Source organism: Myxococcus sp. CA039A (assembly GCF_013336645.1).
GTDB lineage: Bacteria > Myxococcota > Myxococcia > Myxococcales > Myxococcaceae > Myxococcus > Myxococcus llanfairpwllgwyngyllgogerychwyrndrobwllllantysiliogogogochensis.
The window spans coordinates 1-17,177 of record NZ_JABUMQ010000252.1 but is presented as its reverse complement, the minus strand read 5'-3'; the positions used below and the strand labels follow the sequence as shown (position 1 = coordinate 17,177).

At 68.8% G+C, this 17,177-nt stretch carries 14 protein-coding genes; 6 read left to right on the top strand and 8 right to left on the bottom strand.

Features of this window, described 5'->3' with window-relative positions; genetic code table 11:
- The 4 genes from HR086_RS33210 to HR086_RS33195 form a co-directional block, all read left to right on the top strand.
- The coding region (locus HR086_RS33210; RefSeq protein WP_174467636.1) for a DEAD/DEAH box helicase at positions 1-2,686 on the top strand (2,686 nt) is incomplete at its 5' end.
- A gap of 156 nt (positions 2,687-2,842) precedes the next feature.
- The gene (locus HR086_RS33205) at positions 2,843-3,277 is read left to right on the top strand and encodes a hypothetical protein (protein ID WP_174461407.1); all 435 of its coding nucleotides are present in this window, start codon (positions 2,843-2,845) and stop codon (positions 3,275-3,277) included.
- A 116-nt stretch (positions 3,278-3,393) separates the two neighbouring features.
- Complete coding sequence (gene uvrA, locus HR086_RS33200) at positions 3,394-5,937, top strand: excinuclease ABC subunit UvrA (RefSeq protein WP_174467635.1); 2,544 nt, start codon at positions 3,394-3,396, stop codon at positions 5,935-5,937.
- 38 nt (positions 5,938-5,975) lie between these two features.
- On the top strand, positions 5,976-6,875 hold the full coding sequence (locus tag HR086_RS33195; protein WP_174467634.1) for a glycosyl hydrolase: 900 nt from the start codon (positions 5,976-5,978) through the stop codon (positions 6,873-6,875).
- Between the two features lie 56 nt (positions 6,876-6,931).
- Here the strand turns inward: HR086_RS33195 and HR086_RS33190 are convergent, their stop codons facing one another.
- From HR086_RS33190 to HR086_RS33175, 4 genes are all read right to left on the bottom strand, one after another.
- Positions 6,932-8,308, bottom strand: coding sequence for a DNA/RNA non-specific endonuclease (locus HR086_RS33190; RefSeq protein WP_174467633.1), 1,377 nt, complete (start codon positions 8,306-8,308; stop codon positions 6,932-6,934).
- A gap of 120 nt (positions 8,309-8,428) precedes the next feature.
- Positions 8,429-8,989, bottom strand: coding sequence for a gamma-glutamylcyclotransferase (locus HR086_RS33185; protein ID WP_174467632.1), 561 nt, complete (start codon positions 8,987-8,989; stop codon positions 8,429-8,431).
- A gap of 101 nt (positions 8,990-9,090) precedes the next feature.
- On the bottom strand, positions 9,091-10,539 hold the full coding sequence (locus tag HR086_RS33180) for a M28 family metallopeptidase (protein WP_174467631.1): 1,449 nt from the start codon (positions 10,537-10,539) through the stop codon (positions 9,091-9,093).
- Between the two features lie 120 nt (positions 10,540-10,659).
- Positions 10,660-11,601: a LysR family transcriptional regulator gene (locus HR086_RS33175; protein ID WP_174461411.1), complete on the bottom strand. Its 942-nt coding sequence runs from the start codon at positions 11,599-11,601 to the stop codon at positions 10,660-10,662.
- Positions 11,602-11,756: 155 nt separating this feature from the next.
- Between HR086_RS33175 and HR086_RS33170 the strand changes: the two genes are divergently transcribed.
- Positions 11,757-12,326 carry a nuclear transport factor 2 family protein gene (locus tag HR086_RS33170; protein ID WP_174467630.1) on the top strand — a complete coding sequence of 190 codons (570 nt, stop codon included), beginning with the start codon at positions 11,757-11,759 and terminating at the stop codon, positions 12,324-12,326.
- On the opposite strand, the gene HR086_RS33165 is transcribed toward HR086_RS33170, so the two are convergent.
- Together HR086_RS33165 and HR086_RS33160 are read right to left on the bottom strand one after the other, a co-directional pair.
- Positions 12,309-13,100 carry a trans-aconitate 2-methyltransferase gene (locus tag HR086_RS33165; protein WP_174467629.1) on the bottom strand — a complete coding sequence of 264 codons (792 nt, stop codon included), beginning with the start codon at positions 13,098-13,100 and terminating at the stop codon, positions 12,309-12,311. The two genes, HR086_RS33170 and HR086_RS33165, sit on opposite strands and share 18 nt — an antisense overlap.
- A gap of 28 nt (positions 13,101-13,128) precedes the next feature.
- Entirely contained in the window at positions 13,129-13,530 is a 402-nt protein-coding gene (locus tag HR086_RS33160) for a GFA family protein (RefSeq protein ID WP_141641014.1), read from the bottom strand.
- A gap of 289 nt (positions 13,531-13,819) precedes the next feature.
- Here HR086_RS33160 and HR086_RS33155 point away from each other — a divergent pair, with 289 nt between their 5' ends.
- Positions 13,820-14,446 carry a LysE family translocator gene (locus HR086_RS33155; RefSeq protein WP_141641013.1) on the top strand — a complete coding sequence of 209 codons (627 nt, stop codon included), beginning with the start codon at positions 13,820-13,822 and terminating at the stop codon, positions 14,444-14,446.
- 81 nt (positions 14,447-14,527) lie between these two features.
- On the opposite strand, the gene HR086_RS33150 is transcribed toward HR086_RS33155, so the two are convergent.
- Both HR086_RS33150 and HR086_RS33145 read right to left on the bottom strand, forming a co-directional pair.
- Entirely contained in the window at positions 14,528-15,487 is a 960-nt protein-coding gene (locus tag HR086_RS33150) for a hypothetical protein (protein ID WP_174467628.1), read from the bottom strand.
- A 38-nt stretch (positions 15,488-15,525) separates the two neighbouring features.
- Positions 15,526-17,091: a hypothetical protein gene (locus HR086_RS33145; RefSeq protein WP_174467627.1), complete on the bottom strand. Its 1,566-nt coding sequence runs from the start codon at positions 17,089-17,091 to the stop codon at positions 15,526-15,528.
- Positions 17,092-17,177 lie beyond the last annotated feature (86 nt).

The window sequence follows — 17,177 nt, the reverse complement described above, 5'->3', positions numbered from 1 at the left end:
CGCAACAGCCCCCTCCGCCCCGCGTCCCGGCACAGCGCCCAAGCCGGAGCGGATGGTGTACCGCTTCAAGCGCGTGGACGGGGGCCTCCAGCTCGAGCGCCTGGTGGTCCGGCCCGACAACACCGCCCGACTCCTGGCGCGCAGCCTCTCCTCGCTGCTGACGAACCCCGTGGAGGCCGCTCGCATCCAGGTGGAGCCGTGCGACCGCGTCGCTGACGCACTGCTCGCGAAGCCCACGCGCGGCGCCCTGCCACCCGAGCGACTGGAGGCGCTGCTGCGCGCGCTGGAGCCCGCGCGCACGGTGCTCTTCGACGGTAACCTGGTTTCGATATCCAGCGAGCTGCTCCTGCCTCGCGTCACCGTGGAGGACCGGGGCGAGCAGACAGTGCTGAAGGTGGACCGCGACCCACGCGCCACCGAAGTCGTCAGCCCCGGCGTGGCGGTGGGCGGTGGCATCCTCTTCCGCATGGGCGAGCAGTCGCTCACCGGCTCGCGGTGGGAAAACCTGCCCCAGGAGCGCGTCTTCTCGCCCGACCAGATGGGCGACCTCACCGGCAAGGTGCTGCCGGAGATGGCGCGGCGTCTGCCCGTGGACGTGAAGAGCCAACGGCTGCCGCGCATCGACCGCACGCTCAAGCCGCGAATCTCGCTGGAGCTGGACCCGCTTGGCACGGGGCTCTCCGTGCTGCCCACGCTCGTGTACGGTTCACCGCCCACGGTGCGCATCGACAACGGGCGCATGGTGTACCTCACCGGCGCGGTGCCCGTGCGCAACGAGCCCGCGGAGCAGCAGCTCATCCACGGCCTGCGCGACGAGCTGAACATGGTCCCCGGTCGCCGGGTGACGGTGCAGGGCCAGGAGGCCTTGCAGCTCGCCGACAAGCTGCGGCGCTGGCGGGGCGGGCTCACCGGAGATGCGGCGCGCTTCGTCAGCCCCGACGTGAAGCTGCGCCCCATGCTCGACGTGAAGGCGGGGACCACCGAGGCGGGTGCCCCACGCGTGGACTTCTCGTTCGACTTCCAGGTGGAGGGCGCGGGACCGGATGCGCCGCGCACGGTGGACGCGGGCGCGGTGATGAAGGCGTGGGAAGAAGGACTCGGCCTGGTGCCGCTGCAGGGAGGTGGCTGGGCGCCGCTTCCCACCGCGTGGCTGAAGTCACATGGCCAGCGCGTGACGGACCTCTTGGCGGCGCGCGGCTCGGATGGACGGCTCGCCAACCACGCCATCCCCCAGCTCACGGACCTGTGCGAGGCGCTGGAGCACCCATCCCCACCCGGCCTGGAGCGGCTGGCGCCCTTGGTGCAGGGCTTCGAGAAGCTCCCCGACCCGAGGCTCCCGGCGGACCTCACCGCGACGCTGCGGCCCTACCAGCTCCAGGGCGTGAGCTGGCTCACGTTCTTGCGTCAGGCGGGCCTGGGCGGCGTGCTCGCGGACGACATGGGTCTGGGCAAGACGCTGCAGACCATCTGCATGGTGGGCAAGGGCACGCTCGTCGTCGCGCCCACCAGCGTGCTCCCCAACTGGCACGCGGAGGTGAAGCGCTTCCGTCCCTCGTTGAAGGTGTCCGTGTACCACGGCCCCGGACGCTCGCTGGACGAGACGGCCGACGTGACGCTCACCACCTACGCGCTGATGCGGCTGGACGCGGAAGTCCTCGGCGCGAAGACGTGGGACATGGTCGTGCTCGACGAGGCCCAGGCCATCAAGAATCCCGACAGCCAGGTGGCTCGCGCGGCGTACGGGCTGGAGGCGACCTTCCGCCTGGCGCTCAGCGGCACGCCCATCGAGAACCGGCTCGAGGAGCTCTGGAGCCTGATGCACTTCACCAACCAGGGACTGCTCGGCGGGCGCAAGGAGTTCGAGGAGCGCTGGGCCCGTCCCGTCGGTGACAACCACAAGGGCGCCGCCGAGCGACTGCGCGCGCGCATCCGTCCGTTCGTGCTGCGCAGGCTCAAGCGGGACGTGGCCCCGGAGCTTCCTCCGCGCACGGAGTCCGTGCGTCACGTCACGCTCAGCGAGCACGAGCGCGCCGTCTACGACGCGGTGTACTCCGCCACCCGCGAGGAGGTGGTGTCCCAGTTGGAGGCGGGCGGCAGCGTGCTCAAGGCGCTGGAGGCCCTGCTGCGGCTGCGTCAGGCCGCGTGTCATCCCGCGCTCGTCCCGGGGCAACACGCGAAGACGTCGTCCAAGGTCCAGGCGCTCCTGGAGGCGCTCGGCACGGCGGTGGAGGACGGACACAAGGCGCTCGTCTTCTCGCAGTGGACGTCCATGCTGGACCTCATCGAGCCGGCGCTGAAAGAAGCGGACATCGGCTTCATCCGACTGGACGGAAGCACGTCCAATCGCGGCGCCGTGGCGGAGTCCTTCCAGGACCCCAAGGGTCCGCCGGTGATGCTCATCTCGCTCAAGGCGGGCGCCACGGGCTTGAATCTCACGGCGGCGGACCACGTGTTCTTGGTGGACCCGTGGTGGAATCCCTCCGTGGAGAACCAGGCCGCGGACCGCGCGCATCGCATCGGCCAGCAGCGCCCCGTCATGGTGTACCGGCTGGTGTCCCAGGGCACGGTGGAGGAGAAGATCCTCACGCTCCAGGACAAGAAGCGCGCGCTGTTCGAGTCCGCGCTGGGTGGAGCCTCCGGTGGCGGCGCCATCACCCGCGCGGACCTGATGCAGCTGCTCGACTGACGGCAGGCGGCTCCGTCAGGAGCCGTGGCCACACGAGCGCCCTCCTCCCCGGCGTCATCGATAACAGGGAGTGATTGACTGATGCTCGATTAGTTCCCAACGGAATTCATGGGAGCCCGGTACGGTGGCTGTCGCCCGAAGGAAGAAGGGGGACCCATGAAATCGCTGCTCGCACTGGCCGCCGCCGCGCTCTTCAGCGTCATCGTCAATCCACTGGGCGCGGAGCTGGCCCGCCTCTTCTCGGACATCGGTCCTCAGAACCAGGGCGCCATGTTCATGCTCGCCCCGTATGTCGCCGTCCCGCTGGTCTGCTTCGTCACCGTGGGTGTCGTCGTTGCCTACGGAGTGCCCAGGACTCCTCCGGTGACCTGGGGGCTTCTCACCGGCGCCGTCAGCGCGCCCGTGCTGCTCCTCGCCGGACAGACTCGGGTCTGGAGCCATGTGGGCGAGGATGCCCAGGCCGCCATCGCCCTCATCTTCATGCCTATCCGCGCGGTCATGGCCTCGGGAGCCCTGGCGCTGGGCGCCATCTTTGTCCGCTGGGTGATAGGGCGGTGGAGGAACGCCGTCGACCGCCCCCGGCATGGCTAGGGCGCACGTTCCCGGCGGCCCGCGCAGAGACTCGAGCACGGGCTCCGTCGGTCGGAGCCTGTTCCTCCGCGCCTCCCGGCACCAGATTCGGTAGGACGCCCGGAGGAGCGTCCCTCATGAGCCGACCCCGCCGTCTTCACCTCGCAGGACCGTCCGGTGACACCCGGACGGGCTTCGTCCGCGTCCGGGGTGCCCGCGAGCACAACCTGAAGCACGTGGACGTGGACCTGCCCCGCGACGCGCTGGTCGTCTTCACGGGCGTCTCCGGCTCCGGCAAGTCCTCCCTGGCATTCGGGACGCTCTACGCGGAGGCCCAGCGGCGCTACTTCGAGTCCGTGGCCCCGTACGCTCGGCGCCTCATCGACCAGGCAGGCATCCCCGAGGTGGACTCGATCGAGGGTCTTCCCCCCGCCGTCGCGCTCCAGCAACACCGGGGCGCCCCCACGACACGCTCATCGGTGGGCAGCGTGACGACGCTGTCGAACTCCCTGCGCCTGTTGTACTCGCGCGCCGGCACCTATCCGCCGCACCAGCCGCATCTCGACTCCGATGCCTTCTCCCCGAACACTCCGGCGGGAGCGTGCCCGAACTGCCACGGCCTGGGCCGCGTCTACGAGGTGACGGAGCGGACCCTGGTGCCGGACGACTCGCTCACCATCCGGGAGCGAGCCATCGCCGGGTGGCCGCCCGCGTGGCACGGGCAGAACCTGCGCGACATCCTGGTGTCGCTTGGCTACGACGTGGACACGCCCTGGAGGGACCTGCCCAAGAAGGACCGCGACTGGATTCTCTTCACGGACGAGCAGCCCACCGTCCCGGTGTACGCGGGCTTCACTCCCGCGGAGACGCGTCAGGCGCTCAAGCGCAAGACGGCGCCCAGCTACATGGGGACCTTCACCGGCGCCCGGCGCTACGTGCTGCAGACCTTCGCCACGACGCAGAGCCCGCTCATCAAGAAGCGGGTGTCGCGCTACATGGAGAGCGGCGAGTGTCGCGTCTGCCATGGCAAGCGGCTGCGCCCCGAGTCCCTGTCCGTCACCTTCGCGGGACTGGATTACGGAGAGCTGTCGCGCCTGCCGCTCAAGCGTGTCGCCACCCTGCTCCAGCCCTACGCGGAGGGGACGGCGTCGCCCCTGAAGAAGCTCACGCGAGAGCACCCCGAGAAGGCGCTCGTCACGGAGCGCATCGCGAAGGACCTGGTGGAGCGACTGCACGTCCTGCTGGAGCTGGGCCTTGGCTATCTCTCACTGGAGCGCGGCACGCCCACGCTCTCCCCGGGTGAGCTGCAGCGGCTCAGGCTGGCCACCCAGGTGCGCTCCAACCTGTTCGGCGTGGTGTACGTGCTGGACGAGCCCTCCGCGGGCCTGCACCCCGCGGACACCCAGGCGCTGCTCAGGGCGCTCGACGCGCTGAAGGGCTCCGGCAACTCGCTCTTCGTGGTGGAGCACGAGATGGACGTCATCCGCCACGCGGACTGGGTCATCGACGTGGGCCCGGCCGCCGGAGAGCAAGGCGGAGAGGTTCTCTACAGCGGTCCGTTGGACGGGCTCAAGGGCGTGGAGGCATCCCAGACGCGGCGCTACCTCTTCGGAGCCGAGCCTTCGCGTCCCCGCCCTCCGCGCACTCCCAAGGGGTGGCTGCGCCTGCGAGGCGTCTCCCGCAACAACCTGCAGGGGCTGAACGCCGACTTTCCGCTGGGCGTCTTCACCACCGTGACGGGCATCTCCGGCTCTGGCAAGTCGAGCCTGGTGAGTCAGGTGCTGGTGGAGTTGGTGGCCGCGCACCTGGGCCACGAGCCTCCCGAGGAAGAGGAGGACGGCGAGCCGCTGGAGCGCACCCTCGTCCTGACCACGGGCGGGAAGATCACCGAGGGACTGGAGGACATCCACCGGATGGTGCGGGTGGACCAGAAGCCCATTGGCCGCACGCCACGCTCCAACCTCGCGACGTACACGGGCCTGTTCGACCACGTCCGCAAGCTCTTCGCCGCGACGCCGGCCGCGAGGTCTCGCAAGTACGACGTCGGGCGCTTCTCGTTCAACGTGGCCAAGGGCCGCTGTGAGACGTGCGAGGGCGAGGGCTTCGTGAGCGTGGAGCTGCTGTTCCTGCCCAGCGTCTATGCACCCTGCCCCACCTGCCATGGCGCCCGCTACAACGCGAAGACGCTGGAGATTCGCTACCGGGGGAAGAACATCGCCGACGTGCTGGGCATGACGGTGGACACCGCCCATGCGTTCTTCACCGAGGAGCCTCACGTGCAGCGCGCGTTGGGCGTCCTGCGCGAGGTGGGCCTGGGCTACCTGCGCCTGGGCCAGCCCGCGACGGAGCTGTCCGGCGGCGAGGCCCAGCGCATCAAGCTGGCCACGGAGCTGCAACGCACCCAACGAGGCCACACCCTCTACGTCCTGGATGAGCCCACCACCGGCCTGCACCCCGCGGACGTGGACAAGCTCATGGCGCAGTTGGATGGACTCGTCGAGGCGGGCAACACCGTCATCCTCGTGGAGCACGACATGCGCGTCGTCGTCGCGAGCGACTGGGTCATCGACCTGGGGCCCGGCGCCGGGGATGAAGGCGGCCACATCGTCGCGGCCGGCACACCCGCCCAGGTCGCCGCGTCATCGAAGAGCCGCACCGCGCCATTCCTCGCACTAGGATGACCGTCTCCACGCGCCCTCGCGGGCGGAGGTGACGGCACATGAGACGCTGGCTCGCGCCATCCTACATCGCGTTGTTCCTGCTCCTGGGTTGCGACCCGGCGGACCCCATCAAACCCGGCCGCCCTTCCACGGACGATGCGGGCACCCAGACGCCTCCGCTCATCAAGAGCGCCAAGCGCGGCATCGCCTTCGACCTGGCGACGCCCGAAGACCTGGCTGCCGTCTCTCCGGGCGTGAGCTGGTGGTACAACTGGAGCCCCCGTCCCCATACCAACGTGCCCACGGACTTCCGCACCCGCTACGGCATGGACTTCATCCCGATGCTCTGGAACGGCGACTTCGACGCCGCGCGCACCGAGACGATGCTCCGGGACAATCCCCACATCGAATACCTGCTGCTGCTCAACGAGCCCAACCTGACGGATCAGGCGAACATGTCGCCGCAGGCCGCCGCGCGGCTGTGGCCCCGGTACGAGAGCGTCGCCGCCAACACGGGCGTGAAGCTGGTGGGCCCGGCGATGAACTGGGGAACGATGTCGGGGTACTCGGACCCGGTGGTCTGGCTGGATGCGTTCTACGCCACCTACCGCGCGGAGAACGCCAACCGTGAGCCCCGCATCGATTACCTGGCGTTCCACTGGTACGACTACGGACTCGACGGCCAGCTCAACCGGCTCACGAAGTACGGCAAGCCGTTCTGGGTCACCGAGTTCGCCAACTGCCACCAGCAACAGGATGGCGCGCAGATTGACTCGGTCGCCAAGGCGAAGGCGCAGATGACGGAGATGGTGGCCGTCTGCGAGCGCCGGGCGGACGTGTTCCGCTACGCGTGGTTCACCGGACGGTGGACCAATGACCCGTGCTTCGCGAGCCTCCTGGGCGCGCCCGGCGTCCTGAACGAGCTGGGCAGGCACTACATCTCACTGCCCGCGCCCTGAGGGCGGAGACAGCGCGCCACCGGGCCCGTGAGAGAGGGCCCGGTGCTCGGGAGGGACTACCGCTTCGTGAGCAGCGTGGCGGACTCGTACTTGCTGCCCTGGAGCTGGAAGGCGCCAGGGGCCGACGTGTCCTTCTCCAGCTTCGCCTGCACGCTCTTGGGAAGCTGCGCGTACAGGTCCTGACCCAGCAGCTTCTCGAGCTGGTCCACCGGCACGCGCGAGGACTCCAGCAGCGGGATGATGGCGTCCTTCTTCGAGGGCCCGTCCTTCACGTTGGGCACCATGTACGCGAACATCGTCACGTTGCCGTTGGGCAGCTCCAGCAACACCGTCTTGAAGTTGTGCGTGGGCACGCCAATCTTGCGGTCCTTGGCGCCCGTCGTCTGCACCGACTCCTGAGGCAGCGGCTTGCCGTCCGCGTCCAGGAACAGGTTGCCGGTCATGATGTGCGCCTTGCCACCGGTCTCCTTCACCAGCCCCGTCACGGCCTGCTCCAGCGTCTTCCACACCTGCTGATTGTGGTTGCCGTACTGGGGGGCGATGTTGGTCATCTGGTGACTCTCGTTCATCGCCTCCTGGTTGGGAGAGTCGTCGGCGGGCTTCATGTGCCCACGGTCGAAGCCCGTGTGGTCGTAGTCGGAGTCCGAGACGCCGTTGGCGCCCAGCAGCGGGTCCCTCACGAAGGAGCTCTTCGTGCGGTTCACCTCGGCGGGCGTCTCCTTGATGTCGGCGGCGGACAGCATGTAGCTCACGAAGGTGGGGAGGTTCTTCCCCTCATCCAGCGTCAGTCGCGAGTACTGCTTCACCAGCTCCATCCCCTTGCCGTCGCCGCCCGTGGGACGCAGCGGGTCTACCTCTCCGGCGGACTCGGCGACGCGGCTCTGGATGACGGCCATCTGCTGGTCCGGCACCCACCGCGTGCCGTCCACCTGGTTGGCCTTGGACTTCTGGATGTAGGCCGCCAGCTCATCCTGGCTGACCTTGCCATCGCTGTTGCCACCCAGGAGGTCGGCGCGCTTGGCGAGCCCGTCCTGCCACTTGGTGTCGAAAGCGTCGACGTCCACGGGCGTGCCGCCGCCCTTGGCGACCTTCGCCTCCGCCGCGGAGCGACCCTGCTGGAGCGCCGTGGAAGTGAGGTATTTGCCGTCCGTGGGCGCGGAGAGGTAGGCCTGGATTTCCGCTGCGGACACCTGGCCGTTGCCACCGCGCGTCTTGGTACCCGCCGCATCCGCCGCCTTCAGCAGCCCGGTCTCCCAGCTCTGCTCGGTCCAGCCGAACTTCGCCTGGAGTTCGGCGATGGGGACCTCGCGAGCGGTGGAGCGGTTCCAGCTGCCCCCCTTCGGCGCCACGACGTTGGTGGGAGCGGCGTCCGCCGTGGCGACCGTGGCGGGGGACGGGGTGCTGGCACGAGCAGTGGGTCGCAGCGTCGTCATGCGGAAGGCATCCTTGGGCCGCCCAGGGGAGGAACGGAGTGAGGCCCTGGTAGAGCTATGGTCGGTCGGAGGCGACACCGGGTTGCGTCATCGCCCCGCCTTTTTTCCAGAAAGTTGCGATCACGGCTTCTTCGCGGACGGGCCTGGGACGGAGCGTGCGTCCACCTTCGCCTGCTGGAGCGTTCCCACGATGTGGGCCTCGGCCTGGAGGCGCTCCACGTAGTCGGCGGGGAGGCCGGTGCGCTCGGCGGCCAGGGCCACGGTGACGAGGAAGGCCTCGCTGATGGGGCCCGTGGCGGGAGGGCCGCTTCGGGCCGGAGCGGTGAAGGCGTGGGCGGAGAGCACGGCGCCGGTGGCGGTGCGCACCTTGACGGGCCGCGACGCGGTGGCCTCGGCGAGCACCGACTCCAGGCGACTCACGGCGTCCCACGTCTCCGGCGAAACGCGCCGCAGCAGCCCGGGGAGTGTCTTGCCCGGGGCGTCCACCAGCCGGGCCACCTTGCCGCCCCAGGCCAGCGAGGGCACGTCGTAGACGACGTCCACGTCCAGCGCCTCGGCCGGCTCGCCATCAGGCAACGCGGGCGCGGAGGGGAGACCTGGAAGGCGCTCACGCGCCGTCGCGGGGGACAGGTCGACGGAGAAGGCGAACCACGGACGCGGCGGAGGAGTACCTGCGGACATGGCTTCGAGTCTCGGCGGGTGATGGCCTGGGGACAAGCCCCCTGGAGTGTGCGCCGGGCCCCGAGGACTTCGAGGCCGGCGCCTTCACGCCCGAGCGGGCGCTACTCCTTGGCGGTGGTGCGGTTGGCGGCCAGCTCGATGACGTTGACCATCAGGTCCTTGACCCGGCGCGGCTTCTCGCCGCCGTTGTCGCGGAGGATGAGGTCGATGTCGTCCTCGGGCTCATGGTACTCGGGGATGAGGTCGCCGCCGCCCTTGGGATTGGACAGGCCCTCGAAGAGGAAGAGGACGTCCTCGCCCTTGCGGCCGAAGACGGCGCCGTCCTGGCGGTCCCGGTACACGTTGATGTCGCGGTTGATGCGGTCGAACGGGTCCGCGAGCTGCGCGTTGGCCTGGTCCACCACGTCGCGGAAGTAGTTCGCCTGGCCCCTGCGGTCGGTGTCCACGACGGACAGGCGCTGGTCATCCCAGCGACCCACCATGTCCACGTTGACGACGCCGGAGATCTGCTCCGTGCTCAGCCCCGGAATCGGGTGGTCGACGAAGTACTGCGAGCCGACCAGCCCCTTCTCCTCGGCGCCCGTCCAGATGAAGAGGATGGAGCGGTCCAGTTCGCCGCGCTTCTGCGCCTCGGCCAGCTCCGGCACCGCCGCCATCAGCACCGCGCTGCCAGACGCGTTGTCGTCCGCGCCGTTGTGGACGTTGCCACGACGGTCCGTGCCCACATGGTCCAGGTGGGCCATCACCACGATGACCTCGTCCTTGTGCGGCCCGGTGCCGGGCAGCAGCGCCATCGTGTTCACCGCCTGGCCAGACGCCGTGGCCAGCGCGCGCAGCTCCTCGACGCTGCGCAGGTCTCCGCTGCGAGCGGGCGCGAGCGGCTGCCCTTCCGCCTTCATCGTGCTCTCGTACTTCTTGTTGAGCATCTCCAGCGTCTCGCGGGGCATCCCGTCCTCCAGGTAGAACCCCTCCTGGAAGAGCTGGTGGCCGAACTCCTTGTGCGCCACGTGGTCGTGCTCCCCGGCGTCACCCGTCGCCGACGTCTCCGGCTTGCCGACGAAGGAGAACACGTCGAACTTCTGCTGGAAGGGGTTCTCCGCGTTGTTCGAGTTGGGGCCGACGAGGCCGTACTTCTCGACGTGCGCCTGAACGTACGCGGAGGCCGCGTCGAGTCCCGCCGACGGGCTGTCACGGCCCTGGAGCTCGTCCGAGGCGAGGTACGCGATGTGCGTCATCGGGTCCGAGTCGGTGATGGAGGGCTCGGGCTTCGGCTCGGGCGTGGGCTCCACGGGGCCGGGCTCGGGAAGCGGCAGAGGCTTCGGGTCCGTCGGCAGCTGCGACGGAGGCTTGGGCAGCGGCAGGGGCAGCGACACCGGGGGCTTGGGGAGCGGCAGCGGCTGGGCGTTGCCCGGCTCGAAGCAGTCCTTGTTCCACTTCAGGTCGGGCGTCTTGACCTTGTTCGTCTCCGAGGGCTGGGGAGCCTTCGCGGCCGGGGTTCGCGTCGTCGCGGTAGGGAGTGGACGAGGCGGGTCGCTGATCTTGGAGGCCATGGTGGGGGATCCCGATGGAGAGCGTGAACGGCGCGCTTCGGGATTATCGCCACGAGGGAGTTCCGTGTTGCGAGAAGGTTTCACTTTCTCGTGATTTCAGTGACTTGTCTCAGCCATGTATCACCGCCGGTGGATCTGCCGGCCCCGAGGCCCCGGGTGGTGCGCGCGCAGGGCCGCCACGAAAGCGGTGAGCGCGGGCTCCGTTTCTCCGTCCCGGGTGGCCACGGCCCAGTCCAGCCAGAGCCCCCGCGGGCCGATACGGAAGGCCCTCAAGCCGCCGTCGTCCAGTTGGGGTGCCACGGCCCATCGAGGCAGCACGGTGACCCCCAGGTTCGCACGCACCATCTCGACAGGGAGGCCCCCCGTCATCGGGATGAGCGTCACCTTGCGAGGCGAGAGGCCCCCCGCCTTCGCAAGCGCTCTGCCCAGGGGTGCATCGGCTCGGAGCGCGCCCTCATCGAGCCACAGGTGCTGGTCCGCGAAGGTCCGCACGTCGATCTGCCGCTGACGCGAGGAGGCCCAGGGGTGCTCGCGTCCCACCAGCGCGACGAGTTCGTCCCGGAACAGCGGCTCCATGCGGATGCGTGGGACCTTTCGGACCTCCCCCGCCACGAGCGCCACATCGAGCTTGCGCGCGAGCAACCACTCGGCGGGCGCCACCCCCGCCTCCGTCACCACCGTGACTTCCGTCCCGGGCCAATCCCGCGAGAAGGACTTCAAGAGTTCCGGAAGCCAGCGATAGGACTGGAGACACACCGTCGCAACGCGCAGCGTGCCACTCGCGCCGCGCAGGAGTTCGCGCGTCTCGGCCTCGGCGCGCGCGAGTTCCCCCAGCACGGAGCGCGCGGCCTCTGTGAGCCTCTGGCCGGCCGCCGTCAGGACCAGGCGCCTCCACTGCCGATGAAACAGCGCGCCTCCGAGCCGGTCCTCCAGCTCCCGGAGCTGCTGGCTGAGCGCCGATGGGGACAGGTGCAGCTTGCGTGCGGCCGCGTTGAGGCTGCCCACCTCTTCGAGCGCGGAGAGCAGGAGCAGATGTCGGGTCTCGACGAGCGGGCTCGGCATCGATTCAGCCTGCCTTAACAATCCGACGGGAACAACGTGTTCGACCGAATCGATGCTCCCTCACATATTCCGCCGTGCCTGCCCCGATGTCGCGAGGTCCGGGTCACCCTCGCGCTCCACCCCGGGGCTTTCGCACCGACCCGAGGACACTCTCCATGCACACGCACAAACTCGCGCCGCTCGCGGCGTCGTTGCTCACCCTGCTCGGCTGCGCGAGCACCCACGAGGGCTCGGCCATGTCCTCGCGCATCGCCACCGCGGGCGTCTCGAATGTCGAGGCGTACCCCATCGACCACCTCGCCCTGCGCTCGCTCATCGAGCGCTTCGCGGACGCGGCGAATCACCAGGACTGGGCCGCGACGGAGGAGATGTTCGCGAAGGACGCGGTGTGGGAGGTCCTCGCTCCCCCACCGCTGGGTTGGACCTTCGAGGGACGCGACGCCATCCGAAAGGGCATGGCCGGCAATGCCGAGAGAATCGACCTGCGGGTCCAGAGCGTGACCCCCATCGTCGTCCACGTCGAGAGCCCGGAGCGAGCCACCGCGAGGTCCACCCTGGACGAAGTCCTTCGCTTCAAACAAACCGGGCTGGACCGGAGGATTGTCGGCACCTACTCCGACCAGTTCGTGAAGCAGGACGGACACTGGAAGTTCTCTCGGCGTACCTTCCGGCTTCGCTACGACGAAGAGGTCTTCATGCCCCCGTCCTCACGTCCTGCGCCGTGAGCCAACTCCGGGCGAGGACGAGGCCTCGCGCGACTCGCGACGCTTCACGGCGACGAAGGTTTCGTACGGCGCGCCCTCCAGGGTGCGCGTCTCCAGGCAGGCGTCGAGCCCCACCTCGTCGAAGAGGCGCAGCCACGTCGCCCTCGAAAAGAGGCCATTCAGATGCACGTCGTGGACGGAGCGGACGCTGCCGTCACGCTCCTTCAGCAACATCGCGAAGTGGGTCTCCGAAGTGTTGCTCCCCGGCTTCGGCGGCAGCGTCCACATGAGGTAGCGCAGGGAGCGCGAGCCCCGGCCCGGAGCCTCGGGCTCGTCGCCCCCTTCCGTGCTCGAGCCCGGCACGAAGCTCTCCTGCGTCGCATCCGGCGCCACCAGGACGACTCCACCTGGGCGCAGGTGCATCGCCGCCGTCTCCAGCGCCGAGCGCAGGTCCGTCTCGGTCGTCATGTATTCGACGGCGTCATGGATGAACACGGCGTCGAACTCGCGGCCCAGGCGCACGGTCCGCATGTCACCGGGCAGATGTTCGCACTCGGGATTGAGCTCGCGGCTGTGCTTGCGCATGCCCTCCGAGGGCTCCACCAGCGTGAGCCGGAAGTCGCGCTTGAGGAAGCTGGCGTTGTTGCCACCACCACTGCCCAGCTCCAGCACCGTCACCAAGGGGCCCGTCGCGCCGGCACGAAGCAAGCGGCGGTACTCGGACGCCTCCTCTTCGTAGTCGCTCGGAGGAGAGACCAGGGGCCACCACTCCGCCAGTTCGTCATAGAGCTTCATGCGCAGCGTTCCGTTCGAGCCAGCAGGTTCAGAGGTGACGGACCTCGGCCGGCGGCTTCTTGAAGTCGTTGTCCCGTTTGTTGACGTAGGTGATGGGGGAGCGCAGCAGCTCGTCGAGGTCCACGTCGTCGAGGCAGTTGACCTTGATGGTGTAGAACTTCCCCAGGTCCGCGTCGTCACCCCAGCCGAAGGAATGAACGCCGCAGTGCTTGCAGAACAGGTGATGGAGCTGCTTGGTGTGGAACTGGTACTCGGAGAGCGAGGACTCACCGGCCAGGAGGCGGAAGTCCTCCGGCCCGATGATGGCGTGCCACAGCCGCGCCTTGGTGCAGATGGAACAGTTGCACTTGTAGGTGCCCTGGCTCAGGTCGACGTCCGCTTCATAACGGACCGCCCCACAGTGACAGCTCCCAACGTACGTCTTCTTCACGTGTGACGCTCCTCATGACGAGCCCAGGCCTCATCCGAAGCCGGAGCAGACCATGAGTGCGGCTTGATTCAACGCCGGGATTTCGCCGCGGCGATTCAGGTCATCCGTGGATGACACTCCGTGAAACGTCGTCATTCCGACGCCGCTTCAAGGACGGTGGCATGCCGGCCCTGTGTCACCGTGGAGCCCGCCCTTCGGGCGTCACGCACGCGTCATTTGCCGTGACACCGTCCCGTCCGTAGGGTGGCCTCGTCCGGGCCGGAGCGTCTTCCGGTCACGCGGCCACTCCATGGACCTCACCCTCTGGGCCACCTTCACGCTGACCATGACCCTCTTCGCCATCACCCCGGGCCCCGCCGTGTTGCTGGTGGTCTCCCAAGCGATGTCGCGAGGCTTTCGCACGGGAATGAGCGCCGCGCTGGGCATCCAGGCGGGCAATGCCGTGTACTTCCTCATCTCCGTCGCCGGCCTGGGCGCGGCGCTGGCCGCCTCCCCCTTCGCCTTCTACGGCATCCGCTATGCGGGCGCGGCCTACCTCGTCTACCTCGGCGTGAGGACGCTACTCGCGGCGAAGCACGCTCTCACGCTGGAGCAGCGTCCGAAGCCACCCCTGTGGCGCGGGGCCTTCGTTCAGGGGTTCGCCAAACAACTCGCCAACCCCAAGTCCATCCTGTTCTTCGGCTCGCTGCTTCCGCAGTTCATCCACCCGGGCCCACGGGCGGGCTTGCAATTCGCCGTGTACGGAATCTCCTGCATCGTGGTGGAGGTGCCCGTGCTCGCCGTCTACGCCTGGCTGGGTGTCGCGGGCGGACGGGTGTCCAGCTCACCACGCGCCCTCGTCTGGCGCGAGCGACTGTCAGGCATCGCGCTCATCGGCATCGGCGCGGTGCTCGCCACGATGCGGCCACAAGCCTGAAGCCCGTCTGAACCCTGACGGAGCGTTGACGACCGGAGCCACTCGCTCCGGCCGTCGTGTCCGGCACTCACCTCGAAGACATCACTGCGCGGGAGCAGGCGCGGGCGCTGGGGCGTCGTCCTTCAACGCCTCCAGCTCCCGAGCGGTGGCGGGCCGCGTCCGGGCCTTGCCCTTCTCCACGGAGATGACCGTTCCCTTGGTGCCCAGCTGGCAGACCAGCGCGTCACCCAGCGAGGGCGCCTTCTTCACCGCTTCACAGCGCCCCACGTGCGCCACCTGTCGACGCGCGGGCTCGATGCCCAGCGCCACGGCGAAGACCTTGCCCGGGTTGCCGTCGAACGGCCCTCCGGATACCAGCGTCACCCAGGTGTCCTTGAGCAGCTCCTGCGTGTAGAGCACCTCGTAGCTCTCCGCCTTGCACTCGGCCTGGGTGCTCCCGGCCTTGCAGCGCTGGGCCCCGCGAAGCTTCTCCAACAGGGCCGAGTCCACTCGCGCGGTGAACGAAGGCGTGGGCAGCTCGTAGCGGGCCGGCCCCGCCTTCTCCAGCCCCGCGCACGGCCGCTTGCCGTCGGAGGCGGAGATGCGCAGCGCGAGCGGCACCTGCTGCGCGCCGCTGGAGGGCACCGTGAGGAACGCCATGCCCGCGCTCGCGAGCGACTCCGGCACCGTGACGGTGAAGGCCCCGATGAAGTCCGACATGCCCTCGTCCGAGTCGGTGAGCAGCAGGCTCAGCGAGCCGCCCACTCCCACGGGGAGCCACGCTCCCGAACGCGTCTCTTCCAGGAAGAGGCTGTTCCACAGCAGGGTGCCCGCGTCCTCCTGCTTCGGACCGATGACGGTGGGCGAAGCCCCCTCGACGTCGACGGCCATCGCCGACAGCTCCGGGTCCGGCGCGGAGCCCTCGTCCCAGGACGCGCCACTGGAGTTCGTCGTCCCGACCTTCGCCGCCAGCGGGGACACGAACAGCTCCTTGCAAGCCCGATAGTCCTGCGCCCACACGCGCGTGGAGACACAGAACACCAGCAACACCCACCGTCGCATCGTGCTTCCTCTCATCGGTCCGGGCGACATCGCCTCGGCTACAGCCCCAGGGCGTATACCTTGTTCCGGTCCACCACATAGACCCGGTCCTTCACGATGACAGGGTCCCTGAGCGAGCCACCATCCGACGTCCCCACCAGGGCCAGCTTGGTGGCGCTCCACAGCGAGGAGAGCGTCGAGACGGCGACGACGTGCAAACCCATACGCGAGGTGATGACGAGCGTGGGGATGCTCACACCGGACGCATCCTTCGTCCCCGAGGCCGCGGCGAGGGAGGTGCTGCGCTTGCCCGCGAAGGGCGTCGTGGAAAAATCCAGGAGGTCACGTCCGTAGTAGGGAACAATGACATCGTAGACGCCCGGGAGGGTCGCCGTCAGCGGCGTGCCACCGGAGAGGGCATCGAAGGAATAGAGCACGGTGCCGGCGTTGGGACCGGAGCTCTCCTGCGCGGCGACGATGGCCCGGCCCGCCACCAGCACGGGCGCCTGATAGCCGGTGACTTGCGAGCTGGGAAACGGCGGGGACCGGAAGAGACTCGCGCCGTTGTAGCCCGCGTTGCGGATGTTGAACGTCACCGTGCCAGTGCCCAGGTCGCGCTCCAGCAGGTAGATGCGATTGCCCGACACGCTGATGTTGCTGGCGGGCTCCAGCGCGACTCGAGGCCAGCGAGGCGTCCCCGTGGACAGGTCCCAGCCGAACAAGCCCGAGGCGAAGGGACGGGGCTCGTTCGCGTCGCAGTTCGTGGAGCACTGGAAGTTGTAGATGGCGGCCAGGTAGATGAAGCCGTTGTCGGTGGCGATGGAGCCCAGGCGGTCTTCCGCAGTGTCCCACTGGTGCTGCGGAAAGACGCGCGTGCCGCCGTAGTAACCGTAGGTGTTCAGCTCGAGCAGCAGGTTGCCACGCTTGTCCAGCGAGCGCAGGCCCAGCTTGGGGCCGTGGTAGTGGAGCTGGTTGTAGACCCACAGGCGCGTGCCGTCCGACAGCGACTGGCCCCAGCTGTCGTTGTTCGCCTGCTCCTGTTCCGCGTACGGCGTGGTGCCACCGGAATAGTAGTTCGCGCCGAACTGCTTGCTCCAGGTCCGGATACCGTCGTCGTTGCGGACGACGCCGTCGCGTGCCTCATAGACACCGCCGCCGACAAGCTTTTCATACGCGAAGAAGGAGGGCCAATGTCCCCGGTTGTCATTGAGCTGCCGGTCGACGCTCCACACGCTGGCGCCCGTGGCCGGGGCGATTTTCTCCAGGGCGGGGCTTCCACCAGAGCCGACGTAGTTGGGGTTGGAGTTCCATGCCAGGTAGACGCCGTCGGTGTCCGCCACCGCCCGCTCCACGCCTTGCACGGAGCGCCCCGTCCCCGCGGTGGGCGCGAACTCCCAGAGCTTGCGCAAGGGGTGCCACGCACAACCATCCGAGCTGAAGGAGCGACGTGCGTCATGCCCCATCGTGGCCCACGCATTGGTCCCCGTGCAGGGTGGCACGACGGCGGCCTCAATGACTCCCGGTGACTCAGGCGGAGGCGAGGAAGGCCCCTCCACCGAGCCTCCACACGCAACGAGCCCCACGACAGACAGCAGCAGCACCACGTCTCGCGTTCGCAGCGTCATGGCACGACCTCCACGTCAGGGCACGCCGGGAACTCCCGGACGCGCCAGGAAAGCTCCTCGCGTCACCCCGCCCTCCACCGCACCTC